8 protein-coding genes are annotated in these 20,832 nt (G+C 45.3%); 7 read left to right on the forward strand and 1 reads right to left on the reverse strand.

What is annotated here, in order from left to right; translation table 11 throughout:
• Nucleotides 1–17 precede the first annotated feature (17 nt).
• The 6 genes from INQ51_RS18370 (at nucleotide 18) to INQ51_RS22655 (ending at nucleotide 18,380) form a co-directional block, all read left to right on the forward strand.
• Entirely contained in the window at nucleotides 18–518 is a 501-nt protein-coding gene (locus INQ51_RS18370) for a shikimate kinase (protein WP_233379412.1), read from the forward strand.
• 172 nt (nucleotides 519–690) lie between these two features.
• Complete coding sequence (locus INQ51_RS18375) at nucleotides 691–2,325, forward strand: thiamine pyrophosphate-binding protein (protein WP_233379413.1); 1,635 nt, start codon at nucleotides 691–693, stop codon at nucleotides 2,323–2,325.
• 580 nt (nucleotides 2,326–2,905) lie between these two features.
• A complete protein-coding gene (locus INQ51_RS18380) occupies nucleotides 2,906–8,656 on the forward strand; it encodes a T9SS type A sorting domain-containing protein (protein WP_233379414.1) in 5,751 nt (1,916 codons plus the stop codon).
• A 537-nt stretch (nucleotides 8,657–9,193) separates the two neighbouring features.
• On the forward strand, nucleotides 9,194–9,826 hold the full coding sequence (locus INQ51_RS18385; RefSeq protein ID WP_233379415.1) for a response regulator transcription factor: 633 nt from the start codon (nucleotides 9,194–9,196) through the stop codon (nucleotides 9,824–9,826).
• 250 nt (nucleotides 9,827–10,076) lie between these two features.
• Nucleotides 10,077–15,761 (forward strand): T9SS type A sorting domain-containing protein, encoded by a 5,685-nt coding sequence (locus INQ51_RS18390; RefSeq protein ID WP_233379416.1) that lies wholly within the window; start codon nucleotides 10,077–10,079, stop codon nucleotides 15,759–15,761.
• A gap of 168 nt (nucleotides 15,762–15,929) precedes the next feature.
• Entirely contained in the window at nucleotides 15,930–18,380 is a 2,451-nt protein-coding gene (locus INQ51_RS22655) for a helix-turn-helix domain-containing protein (protein WP_317207971.1), read from the forward strand.
• Between the two features lie 27 nt (nucleotides 18,381–18,407).
• Here INQ51_RS22655 and INQ51_RS18410 read toward each other — a convergent pair whose 3' ends face one another.
• Entirely contained in the window at nucleotides 18,408–18,851 is a 444-nt protein-coding gene (locus INQ51_RS18410) for a DMT family transporter (protein ID WP_233379417.1), read from the reverse strand.
• 162 nt (nucleotides 18,852–19,013) lie between these two features.
• Here INQ51_RS18410 and INQ51_RS18415 point away from each other — a divergent pair, with 162 nt between their 5' ends.
• The gene (locus INQ51_RS18415) at nucleotides 19,014–20,651 is read left to right on the forward strand and encodes an ABC-F family ATP-binding cassette domain-containing protein (protein WP_233379418.1); all 1,638 of its coding nucleotides are present in this window, start codon (nucleotides 19,014–19,016) and stop codon (nucleotides 20,649–20,651) included.
• Nucleotides 20,652–20,832: the final 181 nt, after the last annotated feature.

A 20,832-nucleotide genomic window follows, 5' to 3' on the forward strand; every position in this document is an offset into this window, starting at 1 on the left:
CAACTAAATTATTTTGGATGAGAGTTTATTTGATCGGATACATGGGGAGTGGAAAATCCACGTTGGGCAGAAGATTGGCGAAGCATCTGGGCGTGCAGTTTGTGGATATGGATCATTACATTGAAGAAAGAAACTGCAAAACCATTCCGCAAATTTTTGAGGAAGAGGGAGAAGCTGAATTCCGCAAAAAGGAACGAAAAGCCCTGGAAGAACTTTCTGAGTTCACCGACATTGTGATTGCTACCGGGGGAGGAGCGCCTTGTTTTTTCGACAACATCGATCTCATGAACAGCACCGGTAAAACCATTTATCTGAATATTGACCCAACCATTCTTGCGGATCGTTTGCTTCATTCGAAAACCGAGCGCCCGCTAATTAAAGGAAAATCGCGCGACGAACTGGTCGCTTTTATCGATGATACCTTAAAAAAGCGAAACGAGTTTTATATGCAGGCAAAATATCAGATTACCATTCCTGATGTAGAACTGGCTTCGGTGGAAGAACAGTTGAAGGCTTAAATCGGATTATTTTAAATCCATCGTTTCGGGTACTTTGGTTAAGCGAAGAAAGTAATCCCCACACCTGTTGGAACGTAAATACATAAGAAAATAAATAGGAAAGGTTCTTTTAAAAGAGCCTTTTTTCTTGCCCTCATTTATTGTATATTCCATGATTGAAAATGAAACTCTTATGCCAACGGTAGCACAGCAATTTGCGCACACCTTACGCGATATAGGCGTGCGTTATGTATTTGGCGTTCCCAGTGGAAACATGATTGATTACATCGAGGCTCTTCGGGAGGAAGAGGGGATCGATTTTGTGTTAGTGGGACACGAGGCTACAGCAGCCATCATGGCTGATGTTTGCGGGCGGATCACCGGAATTCCGGGAGTGTGTTTTGCCACTTTCGGGCCGGGGGCCACTAACTTAAGCACCGGTGTTGGAGAAGCCTTACTCGACCGCTCGCCGCTTCTTGCTTTTACCGACGAGATGCCCGATCATTTATTGAACCGGGTGGTGCAAATGAATGTCAATCATCAGCAGTTGTTTTTTCCGCTTACAAAACACAGCACGCGCATGAATGCCGGCAATGTGGAAGATATTATTTTGAAAGCGGCCGGCATTGCCACTTCCGATGTTCCGGGGCCGGTTCATATCGGAGTCCCCGCAGGTATCGGAGCACAGCTGGTTCAGGAGACTGGAACCGAACTGGAGTACCTGCGTGTGGAGAAAAAACGATGGTCTCCTTTGGTGCCCGAGCAGGTCCGAAAAATAGAAAGGCTTTGGAGGAAAAGTGAAAAGCCGGTTTTGGCTGTAGGAATGGCAGCGGTGCGGGCCGGGGTAAAGGATTTGATTGTTGAGTTGGCAGAGAAAAACAATATTCCGGTGGTATTAACTCCCATGGCAAAAGGCATTTTTCCTGAAGATCATCCTCTTTATGCTGGAGTGCTGTTTCATGCTTTGTCGGATGTGGTTGCGGAAACGCATGGCGAAGCTGATTTGGTTGTCGGGATTGGTTACGATCCGGTAGAGTTTAACTATGAAGATTGGATGCCGGCGGTTCCCTTGATTCATATTGATGAAAAAGAAGCCGATGTAGATACCGGAAAACTTCGTGAGGTTTTGAATGTAAGCGGAAACATTGAGATGGCTTTGCGGGAGTTGCTAAAACTAAACAGCCCATCAAAAAAGTGGGACCGGGATGAATTGGCAGAACGAAAACGCAGGATGTTTCAAAAGTTGTTGCCGCCACCTGAAACTTTTGGGCCGCGGGCAATTCTGCACGAGCTAAGAGAAACCTTGCCCCCGGAAGGGATTTTGACCGTGGACGTTGGGGCTCATCTGCATTTGCTGGGGCAGCAGTGGAGAACGCCCTCACCCGAAAAATTGTTGATGACAAACGGATGGTCGGGGATGGGATTTGCGATTCCCGCGGCCATGGCTGCCAAGTTGAATCACCCTACGCTTCCGGTGGTCGCTTTGTTGGGCGATGGGGGTTTTTACATGACCGTTGGCGAGTTGGCAGCGGCAAAAAGGCTTCGTCTGAATATTGTGTTTGTAGTGATCTACGACCAAAGCCTGTCACTCATCCATATCAAACAGAAAAAGAAAGCTTACAACCCGCATTATGGAACCGATCTGGACTTGCTTGCCGAAGTATCCACCAACCATTATTTTGGAGTACCTGTTCTTCGGGCAACGGATCTTGGCACCTATAAACAAGCGCTCGAGACGGCATTTAGTACACAAGGACCGGTCGTGCTCGAAGTATTTGCCGATGCGGGCGAATACAGTGATTTGCTGCTTCGGCCAAATCGAAGGTAAATGACAATTTCCTGTCAACGTAAATACTACATCTTTTACGGGATAGCCTCCGTTTTCCTTTATATGATGAGGTTCTCAGACCTTACATTAAGTGGGTTTTAAGTCACACGTATGTACGTAATTTCCTTTTAACTTATACGGAAAATTACGTACAGTTTGTTTGTAGCTTGGGTGCATAAATGCGCATTCTCTTAAAGTCAGCGAGATCAAAGAAACATTTCAAAAAACAGACTATTTACTCCTTTTTGCGGCAGTCTGTAACGTTTTTCATTTTCTGAGAGAACCATTTGGAATATAGACTATCCGTAAATTAGTGTTGGTCGTTGTGAGAAAATGTTCAATTATGAATAAAATGCAAAAAGGTGTTTAATTGGTATTTTTTTCTTGCATTAATTGCGTAGTAAACCTGATTGACAGCGGGGACACCCGTGTTGTAACTTGCTTTAACGAGAATTGAACCGGAAGCAGAACTTGAATTTACCCCGTTTATACTGCATAACCCGTTGCCTGATACTGTATTTGGACTATGTTTGAAGTGATCTGATACTGTTAAAACGAACTTATTTTAATACATCAGATTATGAAACAAAATTACCTGGAACTACCAGACGCACAAATGTTGCGATCTGGACTGTTGAAGCGAACACTGGACTGGTGTTGTCGCTTCTTTCTTTTGGCATTTATTGTCGGCTATTCAACCCTTTCTGTCTCCAGTCAGATTGTTACTGAGGGGGCAGCTGTAAAAGCGAATTTTGGAATAGATGCGGATGTTTACACGAACTATTTATTGGATCCTTCACTTTCAGGAACTACAGCTAGTGGTACAGACGACTGGTTTGAGAATTTGTTGCTGTATCCCGGGAACGGATCACCGGTTTTTACACCATCTCCTGCATTTATTAATGCGATCATTGCCCAGATGGCAATTGATGAGAATTTCAGTTTTACAATTAGGATGGGTGTGCCGAGAAACTCCAAATTGGAGATTCCTTCATCTCCCGGAGATTCAGTATTATGGATCGACGGCGTATACGCGAGAGACAACAATACTGCCGGAAACGGGAAAGACAGTACTGCTTTTGCGGGGACCTCGGATAAAAACTTTCAGGATCCTTCAACATGGAATGTTGGTATTAAAGATCCCTATCAAAAAGGAGACCTAATTGATGTTTATGGTCATATGCGAGAGGACCCTGGCGGAGATGTTTGGGGAATCGGGGCTTTTTCGACCCGGTCGACTTCAGGATCTGTTCATGCTGATTTTGAGTTCTTTGCCAATCAGGTAGGATATGATGGATCACATTTTACCAATACCGGCACGGATCACGGTCATACTTCATGGACGTTTGATGCAGATGGGGTAGTATTAACAGCCGGAGACCTGATTGTGAGTATAGATTACGAAAAAGGTGGTGGTGACCCTGTGGCCAGTATACGTGTTTGGGTAAGCGAAACTGACTACACGAACGGGCTGGCAAATTTCGATGCTGGTTCATCTTTCAATTTTACGGGAGCTTTCACTACTGAATCTGGTGTTGGTTTTGGCTATGCAGAAATAGAACCCGCAGTGGCAGGAGGAGATCCGGCTGCCTGGGCAGTGGTAAACATTGACAGTGTTTCACCTGCACCGCCTTGGGGAACTATAGAAGGTCCGCAAGCCGATGTAAACGATGAGTATCTTCCGCTTCAATTTGCTGAATTTGCGATTAACATGTCATTTTTAGGACTGGATGCTTTTGGTGGAGATGCTTGTAACAAAACGTTGGGAAGCCTGTTGGTGAAGACCAGAAGCTCGCCAAGTTTTGAATCTGAGATGCATGATTTTGTTGGGCCATTGCTTTTTGGATATGATCTGGAAACCAAAATTGTGGCAATGGATCTGGATTCTTGTGATGATGGATTGAACCAGTTTGATTTAATGACAGCTGTAGACAGCTTTGGCGACGGGAATGTAACATTTTATGCTTCGAGTGCGGATGCATTTGCAAATCCACCTGTAAACGCGATTTCCTCCAACCAAACTCTGCCAGTAGGCGACACCATGTTTTGGGCTCGAAGCTCAAATCCTGATGATCAGGGATGTTTTGCGGTAGATTCGTTTATGGTGACAGTTCACGATAATCCATCCTGTAGCGTTGCGGCTACGGATCAGACTAACTTTTCTACTACAAATGGAACAGCCAAGGTTACAGTTACCGGAGGAGAAGGACCATTTACTTACATATGGTCAACCAACAATGGATCAATTGGAGGAGGACAGGGAACTGACAGCATATATGGTTTGAGTATTGGAAGATACTATGTTAATATAGTGGATGCCAACGGATGTACAACATCGTGTAATGACTCAGTTGGATGGGCTCCTACAGCCCCAACTTGTGAGCTTTTTACAGCTGATGTTGAATGTTTTGGAGCAGAAACTGGTTATGCCTGGGCCGTAGTGACTCCAACCGGACCGGATAGTTTCCCTCCATATACTTATTATTGGTACAAAGGGACAGGATTCGACCAGGTATTTTTAGACTCGACTGTAACAAATAGCATGGTTGACACCATGTTTGGCTTGGGTGCTGGAGTTTACGTAGTTGAGATAAAAAACAGCGTTGATCCGAATACTACGACTTGTGGAGATACAATCAAAGAACCTCCTTATAATCCTGTTGTAGTCGAATGTTCAAGTTTAACACTTGACTCATGTATGGACCAGTCCGCGGTAGATCTGGCTTTTGCCAATTGGTTGGATACTGCTTTTATGGTAAGCGGTGGAACTGATCCACTTGATACAATATATAAAGTAGATGATATTATAGCAGATTTAGATACCGTGGATGCACCATCGGCATGTGGAGGCCTTGTGACAATTAAAATGATAGTTACAGACTATTGTGGACTGATGGATAGCTGTGAAGCTACTTTCATGGTAGAGTACGCACCAGCTTTGGCGGTAACCTGTCCGGGAGACCTGACGCTAAGCAGCTGTCTGACGCAGGACTCAGTAACTACTGCCTTTAATGCATGGCTTGCAGGGTTTAGCTCAGATGGAGGTTGCAATGCGGAAGAAACCGATTTGAGCAATGTAGCAACAGCACTTGCCTGTGGTGATTCGATCACGATCAAGTTCAAGGCATGGGACAGCTGTGAACAGGCTGACAGTTGTATGGCCACCTTCAAGGTAGACTATGCCCCTGAGCTGGAAGTTACCTGTCCTGGAGACCTGACACTGAGCAGCTGTCTGACACAGGATTCAGTAACCACTGCATTTAATGCATGGCTTGCCGAGTTTGGCTCAGAAGGAGGTTGCAATACCGAAGAAACCGATCTGAGCAATGTAGCAACAGCACTTGCCTGCGGTGATTCTATCACGATCAAGTTCAAGGCATGGGACAGCTGTGAACAGGCTGACAGTTGTATGGCCACCTTCAAGGTAGACTATGCCCCTGAGCTGGAAGTTACCTGTCCTGGAGACCTGACACTGAGCAGCTGTCTGACACAGGATTCAGTAACCACTGCCTTTAACGCATGGCTTGCCGAGTTTGGCTCTGAAGGAGGTTGTAATACCGAAGAAACCGATTTGAGCAATGTAGCAACAGCACTTGCCTGCGGAGATTCTATCACGATCAAGTTCAAGGCATGGGACAGCTGTGAACAGGCCGACAGTTGTATGGCCACGTTCAAGGTAGACTATGCACCGTTACTGGAAGTAAACTGTCCTGGAGACCTGACACTGAGCAGCTGTCTGACACAGGACTCAGTAACTACTGCCTTTAACGCATGGCTTGCCGAGTTTGGCTCAGAAGGAGGTTGCAATACCGAAGAAACCGATTTGAGCAATGTAGCAACAGCACTTGCCTGCGGAGATTCTATCACGATCAAGTTCAAGGCATGGGACAGCTGTGAACAGGCCGACAGTTGTATGGCCACGTTCAAGGTAGACTATGCACCGTTACTGGAAGTAAACTGTCCTGGAGACCTGACACTCAGCAGCTGTCTGACACAGGACTCAGTAACTACTGCCTTTAATGCATGGCTTGCCGGGTTTAGCTCGGAAGGAGGTTGTAATACCGAAGAAACCGATTTAAGCAATGTAGCAACAGCACTGGCGTGTGGCGACTCGATCACGATCAAGTTCAAAGCATGGGACAGCTGTGAACAGGCTGACAGTTGTATGGCCACGTTCAAGGTAGACTATGCTCCTGAGTTGGAAGTTACCTGTCCGGGAGACCTGACACTGAGCAGCTGTCTGACACAGGATTCCGTAACCACAGCATTTAATGCATGGCTTGCCGAGTTTGGCTCAGAAGGAGGATGCAATACCGAAGAAACTGATTTGAGTAATGTAGCAACAGCACTGGCCTGCGGTGATTCGATCACGATCAAGTTCAAGGCATGGGACAGCTGTGAACAGGCCGACAGTTGTATGGCAACATTCAAAGTAGACTATGCACCTGAGCTGGAAGTTAACTGTCCGGGAGATTTGACACTCAGCAGCTGTCTGACACAGGATTCAGTAACCACTGCGTTTAACGCATGGCTTGCCGAGTTTGGCTCAGAAGGAGGATGCAATACGGAAGAAACCGATTTAAGCAATGTAGCAACAGCACTTGCCTGCGGTGATTCAATCACGATCAAGTTCAAGGCATGGGACAGCTGTGAACAGGCCGACAGCTGTATGGCCACGTTCAAGGTAGACTATGCACCTGAACTGGAAGTTAACTGTCCGGGAGATCTGACACTCAGCAGCTGTCTGACGCAGGATTCAGTAACCACTGCGTTTAACGCATGGCTTGCCGAGTTTGGCTCAGAAGGAGGATGCAATACAGAAGAAACCGATTTGAGCAATGTAGCAACAGCACTTGCCTGCGGTGATTCTATCACGATCAAGTTCAAGGCATGGGACAGCTGTGAACAGTCTGACAGTTGTATGGCAACATTCAAAGTAGACTATGCACCTGAGCTGGAAGTTAACTGTCCGGGAGACCTGACACTGAGCAGCTGTCTGACACAGGATTCAGTAACCACTGCATTCAATGCATGGCTTGCCGAGTTTGGCTCAGAAGGAGGTTGCAATACCGAAGAAACCGATTTAAGCAATGTAGCAACAGCACTTGCCTGCGGTGATTCAATCACGATCAAGTTCAAAGCATGGGACAGCTGTGAACAGGCTGACAGTTGTATGGCCACGTTCAAGGTAGGTTATGATTTGGATGCACCTGTTATTACAATCAACATTTTGCAGGATTCAACTTGTAACGCTGATCCGGACGCCACAGCAACATATGTCGACTGTCAGGGAGAAGGTAATGCAACTCTTCAATCACTCAATAAAGTGGCAGTTGATCCATCAGATCCAAACAAGTGCGATGAATATTGGATTTATACATTCTACGCTGAGGACAATTGTGGAAACTCTTCAACAGCAACGGATACTCTGTACCGGTTTACCGAATCTGAAGGCGATTGTGAAACGGCGTTTGCCCGCTTCCCGGAACCGGATTTGGGACCTGCACCTTATACGACCGAAATTGGTGCAAGATGCTTCCTGGATGAACCGGATACAGCTGTATTTAACAGATGGGGATGGACCAATAGGGTCAAAGTTGGTCAGGATTCTGTTTACACGCTGGATGTTTATGCCGGAGCCGGACAATGCGACCTGAGCAAAGGTACCTGGGTTGGAACCGTTACTTTAACCTTTAGTGGTTCTACCATGAACGTGCTGTACGATCTGGAGGAAGGATATGTAATTAGTGAGGCGCATATTTATGCCGGTACCAACATGTATCCAACATGGAGAAATGGTAAGCATAAAGGTGAATACACCGTTGCTCCCGGTCAGTATACAGTAGTTTGGGAAAACGAACCACCGGCAACCGGTCTCGACGTTCAACTAACAGGTGTATCAAATGGTGATTACATTTTTGTAATCGTTCATTCAGTGGTATGTATACCAACTTGCGATTGTCCGGAAACGGTTAGGACTGATGTCTCATTAGCGTCGGCAACTATACTAACCACAAGAACAAATGGTAAGAAAAGTGCCGAAATCAAAGAAGTTGGAGTTGTTTCCGAAGGACAGCTGAAGGTTTATCCGAACCCGTTCACCAGCAAGGTAACTTTCGAATTTGTATCGCCTGTTGATGCATATGGAACACTTGAACTGTACAACATTACCGGTCAACGTGTGGCCCGGTTAATGGATCGTTTCGTTACTGGCGGAGAACTGAATAAAGTTGAGTTCCAACCATCCAACGAAGTCTCAGGTATCTATCTGTACAGACTTGATTTGGACGGTGAGATTCAAATTGGAAGGGTTATTTACAAAAGGGAGTAATAACCAGGAATTGTAGACCCTTATTTTTTATCTGATATACATTCAGGGGAATTCTGCCAAGGGCAGGGTTCGACAAAGGGGCTGATCGAAAATCAGCCCCTTTTCTGTTTCCTGATTTATTCCTGGCAGGAAGGTTCCCGCATAAAAAAGTAATGTGTAAACATGTGTAACTGTATATATTTTAGTATGTAATAGCTAATACTCCTGTTTTTTGAAGGTGTTCTGTCAATTCGTCGTTTAGATTGATCAGGTGCAACGGATTGATTATTTTGCTTGCTTACGTACTCTCATCATATATGATTAAGGATATTTACGGATTGACTTATATACGATTTTATACGTAAATTGTACATGGAATTGCAGAACCTTGCCCTTTGCAAAATAGATTTTAAATGGCTTTTAAAAGTTGACTGATGAATGGATTTTATAGTTGATTATTAACCTTCTGTCTGGGGTGTAGATTGAATCAGAAAGTATGGCGCTAGGTCAGCTGTAGAGGAATGAACCATTTATCATGAATCTGAAAAGTTAAAAGCCATGTGTAAAATCGCGATTTTGGAACGGTTTACCCTCCTGGGCGCAGGAATAGCATCCATTCTTAACGGTGAAAAACAATGTGATGTAGTAATCGTTGCCCAAACAAAAGAAGAGTTGATCAGGCAGTTGGGCAAATCCATTCCGGATGTAATTATAATAGATGTTATTCATGGAGATAATTCCGGGATGAAGTCAGTAAAAAGAATTCGCCGCTCATTTCCTACTACCCCGTTACTGCTGATAGTAAGTGCCAACTACGCCGATTGTTTTGAAGAGTACATTCGCCTGGGAGTTAAGGGCTTTGTTTTTAACAGTTCGGATGGAAAAGAACTGGTAAAAGCCATAAAAAAATTGAAAGAAGGTGAAGAATATTTCAACAGCAAGGTTTGGAGGATATTCAAAAGTTCCATCCAGTCGCGAAAGCACAAGGTTCAGGATCAGCGGCTAACCGACAGGGAAGTGTCTGTTTTAAAGCTTTTTTCAAGTGGAATGACTTACAAGGAAATAGGTTCTGAATTGAATATCAGTCCGCGTACCGTGGAAACTCATAAGCGAAATATTCTGTCAAAACTAAAGATCAATACTACTGCTGATATGGTAAAGTATGCCTACCGGCATCATATTCTTACGTAATTTTTCATTCACCCAAAATCTCATTTTAGGGGATTACTTGCCAAGAAATGAGTATAAATCCTGATTGACTACGCCCCCTTTTCTGTTGTACCTTTTACCTTGTTAAAATTGATTAGAGGCAGAACTTATTATTCTCTTTACCCCGCCAATTATTAGAGACAAGAAACCACAAGAGAGTGCTGTAATTAAAGGAGTTTATTTGACGGTGATCTGATAAGCGATTAAGTTTTTAACTTAAAACTTTCAGATTATGGAAAAGAATTACATGACGCGCACGGGATTAAAAAGATTTCCCGTTTGGGCGAGGTTTGCGTTCCGATATTGGTGCCGCTGCCTTGCCTTTTTATGTTTTATCCTGATCGGTACTTCATTTGCCCACAGTCAGATCGTTACGCAAGGAGCGTCCGTTCAGGCCAATTTTGGTATTGATGGGGATCTCTATGCAAACTATTCCTGGTCTCCGGGTATTGCTTATGTAGGAGTTGATGATTGGTTTGTTAGTGATAGCATCTTTAACATTCCTTATCCCGGTCCTGGACTAGGTGTGATTGATCAATCGAAGCAGGATTCTCTGATTGCTGCATGTGCGGCAGACAAGAATGCTTCCTTTACACTCAGGATGAGTATGGAGCGAAATACCCAGGTCGGAGATATCACTTGGATTGATGCGGTTTATTACCGCGACTGGAATGCAACCCAGGGAAGGGTGGACTATCTAACGTTTACTACTACCCAGGATAAAAACGGAGATAATCCGAAAACCTGGAATGTAGGAGAACATGGCGTTCCGCAAAAGAATGACCTGATAGATGTAATGGGATTTATGTGTATGGATACCACTACTGATGAACTTTGGGGAATGGGAGCATTTAGCACGATTTCTCCGGATGGTAATTCACATGCGGACTATGAATTTTTTGCCAATTCAGACGTTCATTACAATGGCGTCGATTCATTACTGGGGACTGGAGATGAAGGCGGTCATACCGCCTGGCAATTTGGTCCGGAAGGGCAGGTACTGTCAGCAGGTGATTTAATTGTTTCAATCGATTACACAAAAGGTGGAACCAATCCGGTTGGCCATGTAAGGGTATGGATTTCAGATGCAGACTATGCTTTTCTTATGACTATGCCGGATTCATTGGAATTTGAATTGACCGGTCCGTACGATTCGGGCGAAGATGCTGATGGTTGGGGCTATGCCGATATTCAACCCGTTGGTGGAGGTAATGATCCTTCTGTTTATGCTGTTATAAATATTACCACGCCTCCTGATCCTCCTGCACCTCCATGGGGAACTCAGTTAGGCTCGCAGGCAACCCAAAATGATTATTACGAACAATACCAGTTTACCGAATTTGCCATTAATTTGACACATCTGGGACTGGATGCATTTGGGGGAGACGCTTGTAATAAAAGACTGGGATCATTGATCGTTAAAACACGGTCATCGTCCTCATTCACGGCAGAATTAAAAGACCTTGCCGGTCCGTTCCTTTTCGGATTCGAACTTATTACCGGCGTTGAGGTACAAAATCTTTCTGATTGCGAAAATGGAGACGATACGCAAGAATTTAACCTGAATGATGCTGTGACAGATAGCCATAATGGCAATATCTTTTTTTACGATAATTCAGCAGCAGCTTATCTGGGTGGAGCAGGTTTAGATACCATGCAAACGGTTAATGTGGGAGATACCATGTTCTGGGTTCGTAGCGAAAACAAAAAAGATCCGTTGTGTTTCGCCGTTGATTCATTTACAATAACAGTTCATAATAACCCGGAATGTACCGTTGTTACGACCGATGAAACACATTATCTGGCCTTCGATGGAACTGCTACCGTAATCGTTAATGGAGGTATGCCTCCCTATACTTTCGAATGGACCGCAGGCGGAGGAGGTTTCGTTCCCGATTCTGTTAAAAATGATAGTATCTTAACTGTACTTTCCGGTGGTTCCGGGGCTCCGGGTTACGGAGTTTACTATGTTACGGTAATAGATTCTTTTGGCTGTGAAACAAGTTGTAATGATACAATCAGGTGGACACCAACTGCTCCAACATGTCAGGCTTATTCTATCAACATTGATTGCTTTGGTGCAGCCAATGGTGTTGTATGGGCAGAAATTACACCGAATCCAAACGGTGCATACCCGCCTTATTCCTATTATTGGACGAAAAACGGAGCTCCGTTTGATACAACCATAACGGCAAGCCTGACAGATACATTATATGGTCTGGAACCGGGAATTTATTCCGTGGAAGTTTATGATTCATTCGATCCAAACGGATCGGGGTGTGGTGCCGAGGTAACACAGCCGGATTACAATCCTGTTTTTGTCGAATGCTCCAACATAACGGTTGAATCGTGTCTTTCTCAAACCGAAATTGAAACAGATTTCCTGAATTGGTTGGATACTGTATTCTTTGTACACGGAGGAACTGATCCGCTCGACACTATTTACAAGGTGGATGGTATAATCGTTGATTTGGATACGATTAATGAGCCCGATAAATGTGGAGGGAGTATAACCATCGAAATGATCGTTTCTGACTACTGTGAATTAAGTGATACTTGCTTTGCTACCTTTACCGTTCCAACACCGGAGCATGTCGACGTAGTTGGTCCTGGTATGGTCAATAAGTCAAGTTGTGACTTTGCTGACCAGGTAGATTTAGATACCACCTTTGCCAATTGGTTGGCCGAATTTAAAGTTACAAACGATGGCGGTTGCGGAGCTCAGGGAGTGGGTACAGCCGGTTTAAATCCACCAATTTTGTGTGTGGGTGACACCATCAACGTTGTTTACACGATTGACGATGGGTGTACAACAGATACTGCCAGAGCTACCTTTGGTGTAAGTGGAGTATTGGATCTGGTGGTAAGCGATCCGTCCAGTGAATACCACAGTTCATGTGAATACAGCGACCAATCAGGCGTTGAATCTGATTTTGATGACTGGTTCGATGCTATTACCCTGGCTATTCAAACCCAGGTAGATCTGCAAGGCTGCGATCCACAGGTGTCTGATGACTGGAACGATGTCTACCCGATGATTTGCGAAGGCGATACAGTACTTGTAACCTGGACCGTTACCGATCTGTGTGATACCACAATGGTAAGTGCCAGCTTTGGCGTAAGTGCAGTGCTGGATCTGGTAGTAAGCGATCCGTCCAGTGAATACCACAGTTCCTGTGAATACAGCGACCAGTCTGGCGTTGAGTCTGACTTTGATGACTGGTTCGATGCTATTACCCTGGCTATTCAAACCCAGGTAGATCCGCAAGGCTGCGATCCACAGGTATCTGATGACTGGAACGATGTCTACCCGATGATTTGCGAAGGCGATACAGTACTTGTAACCTGGACCGTTACCGATCTGTGTGATACCACAATGGTAAGTGCCAGCTTTGGCGTAAGTGCCGTACAGGATCTGGTAGTAAGCGATCCGTCCAGTGAATACCACAGTTCCTGTGAATACAGCGACCAGTCTGGCGTTGAGTCTGATTTTGATGACTGGTTCGATGCTATTACCCTGGCTATTCAAACCCAGGTAGATCTGCAAGGCTGCGATCCACAGGTGTCTGATGACTGGAACGATGTCTATCCGATGATTTGCGAAGGCGATACAGTACTTGTAACCTGGACCGTTACCGATCTGTGTGATACCACAATGGTAAGTGCCAGCTTTGGTGTAAGTGCTGTGCTGGATCTGGTGGTAAGCGATCCGTCCAGTGAATACCACAGTTCCTGTGAATACAGCGACCAGTCTGGCGTTGAGTCTGACTTTGATGACTGGTTCGATGCTATTACCCTGGCTATTCAAACCCAGGTAGATCCGCAAGGCTGCGATCCACAGGTATCTGATGACTGGAACGATGTCTACCCGATGATTTGCGAAGGCGATACAGTACTTGTAACCTGGACCGTTACCGATCTGTGTGATACCACAATGGTAAGTGCCAGCTTTGGCGTAAGTGCCGTACAGGATCTGGTAGTAAGCGATCCGTCCAGTGAATACCACAGTTCCTGTGAATACAGCGACCAGTCTGGCGTTGAGTCTGACTTTGATGACTGGTTCGATGCTATTACCCTGGCTATTCAAACCCAGGTAGATCCACAAGGCTGTGATCCGCAGGTATCTGATGACTGGAACGATGTCTACCCGATGATTTGCGAAGGCGATACAGTACTTGTAACCTGGACTGTTACCGATCTGTGTGATACCACAATGGTAAGTGCCAGCTTTGGCGTAAGTGCCGTACAGGATCTGGTAGTAAGCGATCCGTCCAGTGAATACCACAGTTCCTGTGAATACAGCGACCAGTCTGGCGTTGAGTCTGACTTTGATGACTGGTTCGATGCTATTACCCTGGCTATTCAAACCCAGGTAGATCCACAAGGCTGTGATCCGCAGGTATCTGATGACTGGAACGATGTCTACCCGATGATTTGCGAAGGCGATACAGTACTTGTAACCTGGACTGTTACCGATCTGTGTGATACCACAATGGTAAGTGCCAGCTTTGGCGTAAGTGCCGTACAGGATCTGGTAGTAAGCGATCCGTCCAGTGAATACCACAGTTCATGTGAATACAGCGACCAGTCTGGCGTTGAGTCTGATTTTGATGATTGGTTCGATGCTATTACCCTGGCTATTCAAACCCAGGTAGATCCGCAAGGCTGTGATCCACAGGTGTCTGACGACTGGAACGATGTTTATCCATCGATTTGTGAGGGAGATACAGTACTTGTAACGTGGACCATCACTGATCTGTGTGATACCACAATGGTAAGTGCCAGCTTTGGCGTTACAGCCCGTGATTCAATAAAAGTATCATGCAACAATACGCTTCTGCAATGTGGAAGTACGGATATTCAGGGTGCTTATGACGCCTGGGTAGCTGGATTTACTTACGAAGGAGGTTGCGCCGGAATGGTTCAGGATAATATAGCTGAAGTTCCGCCGTTATCAGGTATCAATCTTTCAACAGGAGGTACTCTGACCTTCAAATATTGGGCTTCAGATTATTGTACCAGCGATACGATAACTTGCACATTTACTTTGCCTGCTTGTGAAGAATGTGGAACTGCGTATGGAGTACGTGCTGATAGTGTATGCTTCATGGAAAACGATGTTGGCTACACATTTAGCAACTGGGGATGGGCTAACTGGATTGTTCCTGCTGTTTCCGGCGGAGACTCAGTTTACACTTTAGATCTTTATGAAGGTAATTCCAGTTGCTTAATTGTCACACCAAAAATCGGTGAGGCTGTAGTGACCTATGCTGCCAATGGCGATATTATTGTAGAATACACCACTTTTGGTCCGTACTACATGAGTCAGATTCATGTAAACCTGAATTGTGAAGGTTATCCGTTTGCAATAACAGGTAGCGGTTCTGCAAGCGTATCTCCCGGTCAATATTCAGTAAATATTACCGGCCTGAATATGGTAACGCATTACACCATTACTATTCCACACGAACTGATTGATTTCAGTGGAGATGGAATGTGGTTGATTGCGCATGCAGTTTCTTGTCATATTCCTGGTACTTTGACAACGGACTATGTTAGTGGTAGTTATACTTACGATGATGAGTTGATCACCTGTAAGGTTCCGAGTAAGAGTGCTGAGATTGTAACATTGACCGAGACTAAATTGGCTCCAAGCAGTCTGAAGGTTTACCCGAACCCGTTCACGGAGAAAGTGACATTCGAATTTGTTTCAGCAGTAGATGCTTATGGAACCCTTGAAATTTACAACATCACAGGACAACGGGTAGCCAGAATTCTGGACCGTCAGGTTCTGAGTGGTGAAATGAACAGGGTCGAATACGAACCTACTCACGATGCAACAGGCATTTATCTGTATAAACTCAATCTGGATGGAAAAATTCAGGTTGGAAGAATTATTTACCGAAGTAGCTGGTAATGGCACCCTTATTTTTATCAACTATAAAAACTAAAGTGTTCTGCTTTAGGTTGAGGTAACACTCAATGGGATTCTCGAAGAGGCTGACTGGCTGGGTCAGCCTCTTTCTTTTATTTCAAAAATACCCGGAATTCGATATCTTTATGCAGGTTTAAAAAAAGACAACCAATGCAAACCAACAAACAACTCGAGCTGGCTTTTGATTTTATTCAGTATACCGGGCAGAATGTTTTTCTGACAGGTAAGGCAGGAACCGGCAAAACCACTTTTCTGAAAAATCTGAAACTTCGTTCGCCCAAGCGCATGATTGTAGTTGCTCCAACGGGCGTGGCGGCCATCAATGCAGGAGGGGTAACCATTCACTCCTTTTTTCAGCTGAATTTTGGCCCGCAGATCGGGCAACCGGGAGAAGACAGCCGGCAAATGCGCTTTAGCAAGGAAAAGATCAATATCATTCGCAGTCTCGATCTGTTGGTGATCGACGAAATAAGTATGGTGCGGGCCGATGTTTTAGATGCCATCGACCGGGTGATGCGTCGCTTCCGGAACCGGCAAAAAGCTTTTGGCGGTGCCCAGGTATTGATGATTGGCGACTTGCAGCAACTGGCGCCGGTGGTAAAAAGAGACGAATGGGAATTGCTAAGGGCCGAGTACAACACTGTGTACTTTTTTAGCAGCAAGGCACTCCGCGAGACTTCGTATGTCAGCATCGAGCTTACCCAGGTTTTCAGGCAGCAGGACGATAAATTCATTTCAATTCTGAACAAGGTGCGTGAAAATTTGCTGGATGAAGCGGCGCGGACTGAACTTAACAGCCGTTGCAATCCGCATTTCAAACCAACCGACGAGGAAGGCTACATCACCCTTTGTACACACAATGCACAGGCACAACGCATGAACGAGCAGAAGCTGCGCAGTCTTTCGTCAGGAGAGAAAACGTTCGATGCCCGCATTGAAGGCAATTTCCCGGAGTATTCTTTTCCCACCGAAGCGAGCCTGCGCCTGAAAGAGGGCGCCCAGGTAATGTTTGTTAAGAATGATCCGGAAGCAGAGAAACGTTTTTTTAACGGTAAGATCGGGCGGATTACTAGTTTTGATGAAGATACGGTGCGGGTTCAATGTCCCGGAGAAGAAGACGAAATTGAAGTGACCCCACTTTTGTGGGAGAATGTAAAATACACCATCGATAAAGATGCCGCGGAAATTAAAGAAGAGGTGGAGGGCTCGTTTTCGCAGATACCGCTGAAGCTGGCCTGGGCCATCACCATTCATAAAAGCCAGGGGCTTACGTTCGATAAGGCGATTATCGACGCCGAAGCTTCGTTTGCGCACGGGCAGGTGTATGTGGCGCTTAGCCGCTGCCGCACGCTTGACGGGCTGGTACTTCGGACTCCGATTGCCGGCCGCAGTATTATTTCTGACAAAACGGTGAACGGCTTTATTCAGGAAGTGGAAGCAAACCCGCCCGGAGAAAAGGAACTGGAAGTGGCGAAACAGGCTTTCCAGCGCGAACAACTGGGTGAACTTTTTCGCTTTTACCGCGAAATGTACCTCGTTAACCAGATTTTAAAAACCATCGATGAAAATGCCGGGAGTTTTACACAGCCCGTGATTAACGGTTTCCGGGAGATGAAGTCGCTCATTCAAAACGAACTGATTGAGGTGGCTGAAAAATTTCAAATACAGATCGACCAATATTTAAAAGCGAATCCCGATGTAGGGAAAAATGAAAAGCTGGACGAGCGCATTAAAAAGGCAGCCGACTATTTTGAAACAAAAGTCCAGGCGATTATTGTGGATGCGCTGGATGAGCTTGATCTGGAAGTGGACAACCGTGCCCTTCGGAAGCAGATCACCGGCCGCGCCGATGATTTGAAAGCCGAAGCATTGATAAAGCTGGCGGCTTATGCCGTTTGTAAGGAAGGATTCTCAGTAAAAGAAATAATGGAAGCGCGGGCTCATGTGCTCATCGACACTGCCAGCGTTAAGCGAAAGGCCTCGAAAGCCAAAGAAGTTCTTTCTTCCGAACATATTCCGCATCCCGACCTATACAATCATTTGAGGGCCTGGCGCTACGAGAAGTCGGTGGCAGAGGGTATTCCTCCGTACATGATCTTTGCTCAGAGATCTTTGCTCGAGTTGGTGCATTATCTTCCAGTGGATAAAGCTTCCCTGAAACTTATCAATGGAATGGGACCCAAAAAGATTGAGCAGTTCGGGGCTGAGATCATCGAAGAAATCCGGGGCTACTGCGAGGAGAACCATATCGATCGCGGAGAAATTCCGCTAAAGGAAAATCCGAAAAAGGAGAAAAAGCCAAAAGTGGATACCAAGAAGGTGAGTTTAGAGATGTTTCAGTCTGGAAAAACAGTAGCAGAAATTGCCAAAGAGCGTGCTTATACTGAAAACACAATCGAGGGGCATCTGGCTCATTTTGTAAAAACAGGCGAATTGGACGTGTTTCAGTTTCTCACAAAAGAAAAGCTTGAAAAAATGTTAGAGTATTTCAAAAATACGAAGGAACGCAATTTGACACCTGCACGCGAAGCCTTGGGTAATGAATTCAGCTACGGCGATTTGCGGATAGGGTTGAGTTATCTGGAATCCCGGAAAGATTGAGCACAGAGACACCTGGGAAGGTGTGATTTAGTACTTCTGTATCAGAAAGATTCCGCTGATCAGCAATAGAATTCCGGCGATACGACCGGCTGAAATCTGGTGAACATTTAATCCGAAAAAACCATAATGGTCGATAATGGAAGCGGCAATTAATTGCCCCGCAATGGAAGCCGCCAATACCGTGCTGACTCCAATCCGGGGGATAAAAAAGATCACCGACGAAACAAAAATAGCTCCGAGCATTCCTCCGGCCAGTAAATACCAAGGCGCTGTTTTTACGTGCCCCCAATCAGGGATTTGTGTTTTGAAAATAACATTGAGAGCCAGTAAACAGATAAAACCTACCAGAAAATTAACAAGCGCTCCTTGAATCGGATGCTTTAAAAAAGTAGTTAGCTGGGTGTTGATACTTCCCTGAATGGCCAGTAAAAAACCTATTAACAGAACTATAAGGGTGTAAAATGCTTTCATGACTTCTGCTGTTTTGAATTGCAAGTATAACCATTTCGCCGCGACTGATCATTTTCCGATGTCAAATATTATCATTTGTGAAAAGAAAACGGTAAAATTAATTCCATGGAAAACTTACCGGACGGATGATTATCTTTGCGGCCTTATTTTCAGAAGATAATTATGATTTCGATTGACGGACTGGCGGTTACATTTAGCGGGACAACTTTGTTTAAAGACATCAATTTCGTGGTGAACGAGAAAGACCGCATTGCCTTGATGGGGAAGAATGGCGCAGGAAAATCAACTTTGTTGAAAATTATTGCAGGCGTTCAAACTCCTTCAGCAGGAAAAGTTTCGGCGCCCAAAGATGCAGTAATTGCCTACCTTCCGCAGCATTTACTTGTGGATAACAGCCGCAGTTTATTTGATGAGGCCTCGCAGGCTTTTTCCGATGTGCTGAACATGCAAAAAAGGCTCGATGAACTGAATCACGAGCTCACCGTCAGAACCGACTACGAATCGGATGAATACAGCAAGATTATTGAGGAAGTATCGGATTTAAGTGAGAAACTATACAGCCAGGGCGAGATAAACTTTGATGCAGAAGTTGAAAAGATTTTATTGGGACTGGGTTTCTTACGGGAAGATTTTCAGCGGCCTACTTCCGATTTTAGCGGCGGCTGGCGTATGCGAATCGAACTCGCCAAAATTCTGCTGAAAAAGCCCGACCTGATTTTGCTCGATGAGCCTACCAACCACCTCGATATTGAATCGGTGCAGTGGCTCGAAGAATTCCTGGTGAATGAAGCCAGGGCCGTGATTGTGATTTCGCACGACCGGGCTTTTGTCGATAACATTACCACCCGAACCATCGAAGTCACCATGGGGCGTATTTATGATTACAAAGTGAATTATACGAAATACTTGGAACTTCGTAAAGAGCGCCGCGAGCAACAACAGAAAGCATACGACGATCAGCAAAAAATGATTGCGGAAACCGAGCAGTTTATCGAGCGTTTCAAAGGAACGTATTCAAAAACATTGCAGGTGCAGTCGCGTGTAAAAATGCTGGAAAAACTGGAACTGGTGGAAGTGGACGAAATGGACACCTCGCACCTGAAACTTCGCTTTCCGCCGTCGCCTCGTTCGGGGAATTTCCCGGTAATTGCCGATCAGGTGGAAAAATCGTACGGCGATCATTTAGTGTTCTCGGGGGCAACGTTTACGATTCACCGCGGAGATAAAGTGGCGTTTGTAGGGAAGAACGGCGAGGGGAAAACCACGTTGGTTAAAGCCATTATGGGTGAGCTGGAACACGGCGGAACGTTAAGCCTGGGGCACAATTCCATGATCGGCTACTTTTCGCAAAACGAAGCTTCGTTGCTGGATGAAAAGCTAACCGTTTTTCAAACCATCGACGATGTGGCAAAAGGAGACATCCGCACAAAAATCAAGGATATTCTGGGAGCGTTTATGTTTGGCGGCGATAGCTGGGACAAACAGGTAAGTGTGCTTTCGGGGGGTGAGCGTACCCGTCTGGCAATGATCAAATTGTTGCTGGAGCCGGTGAACCTGTTGATTCTTGATGAGCCTACCAATCACCTGGATATTCGTACAAAAGACATCCTGAAACAGGCTTTAATGGAATTCGATGGCACCTTGATTCTGGTATCGCACGACCGCGACTTTCTGGATGGATTGGTTCATAAAGTGTATGAGTTCGGAAATAAACGCGTAAAAGAATACGAAGAAAGTATCCGCGAGTTCCTGGAACGAAAAAAGATGGAGCATTTGCGGGAACTGGAAGTGAAAAAGTAAAGAAGCATTGTTTTATTGGCGATAAATCCGCCGCAGTTTGACTTCCCGGGCGGTAACGAAAATTGTGACGGATATTCCTTATCTTTCGCGGTATGCGAAACGATTCTTTCAAATATTTGAAATATCTGGGTTTTGTTTTCCTGCTGATTTGGGCGTGTTCCTCACCGAAATCGGAAACGGA

The sequence above is a fragment of the Maribellus sp. CM-23 genome (genome assembly GCF_021354595.1).
GTDB lineage: Bacteria > Bacteroidota > Bacteroidia > Bacteroidales > Prolixibacteraceae > Draconibacterium.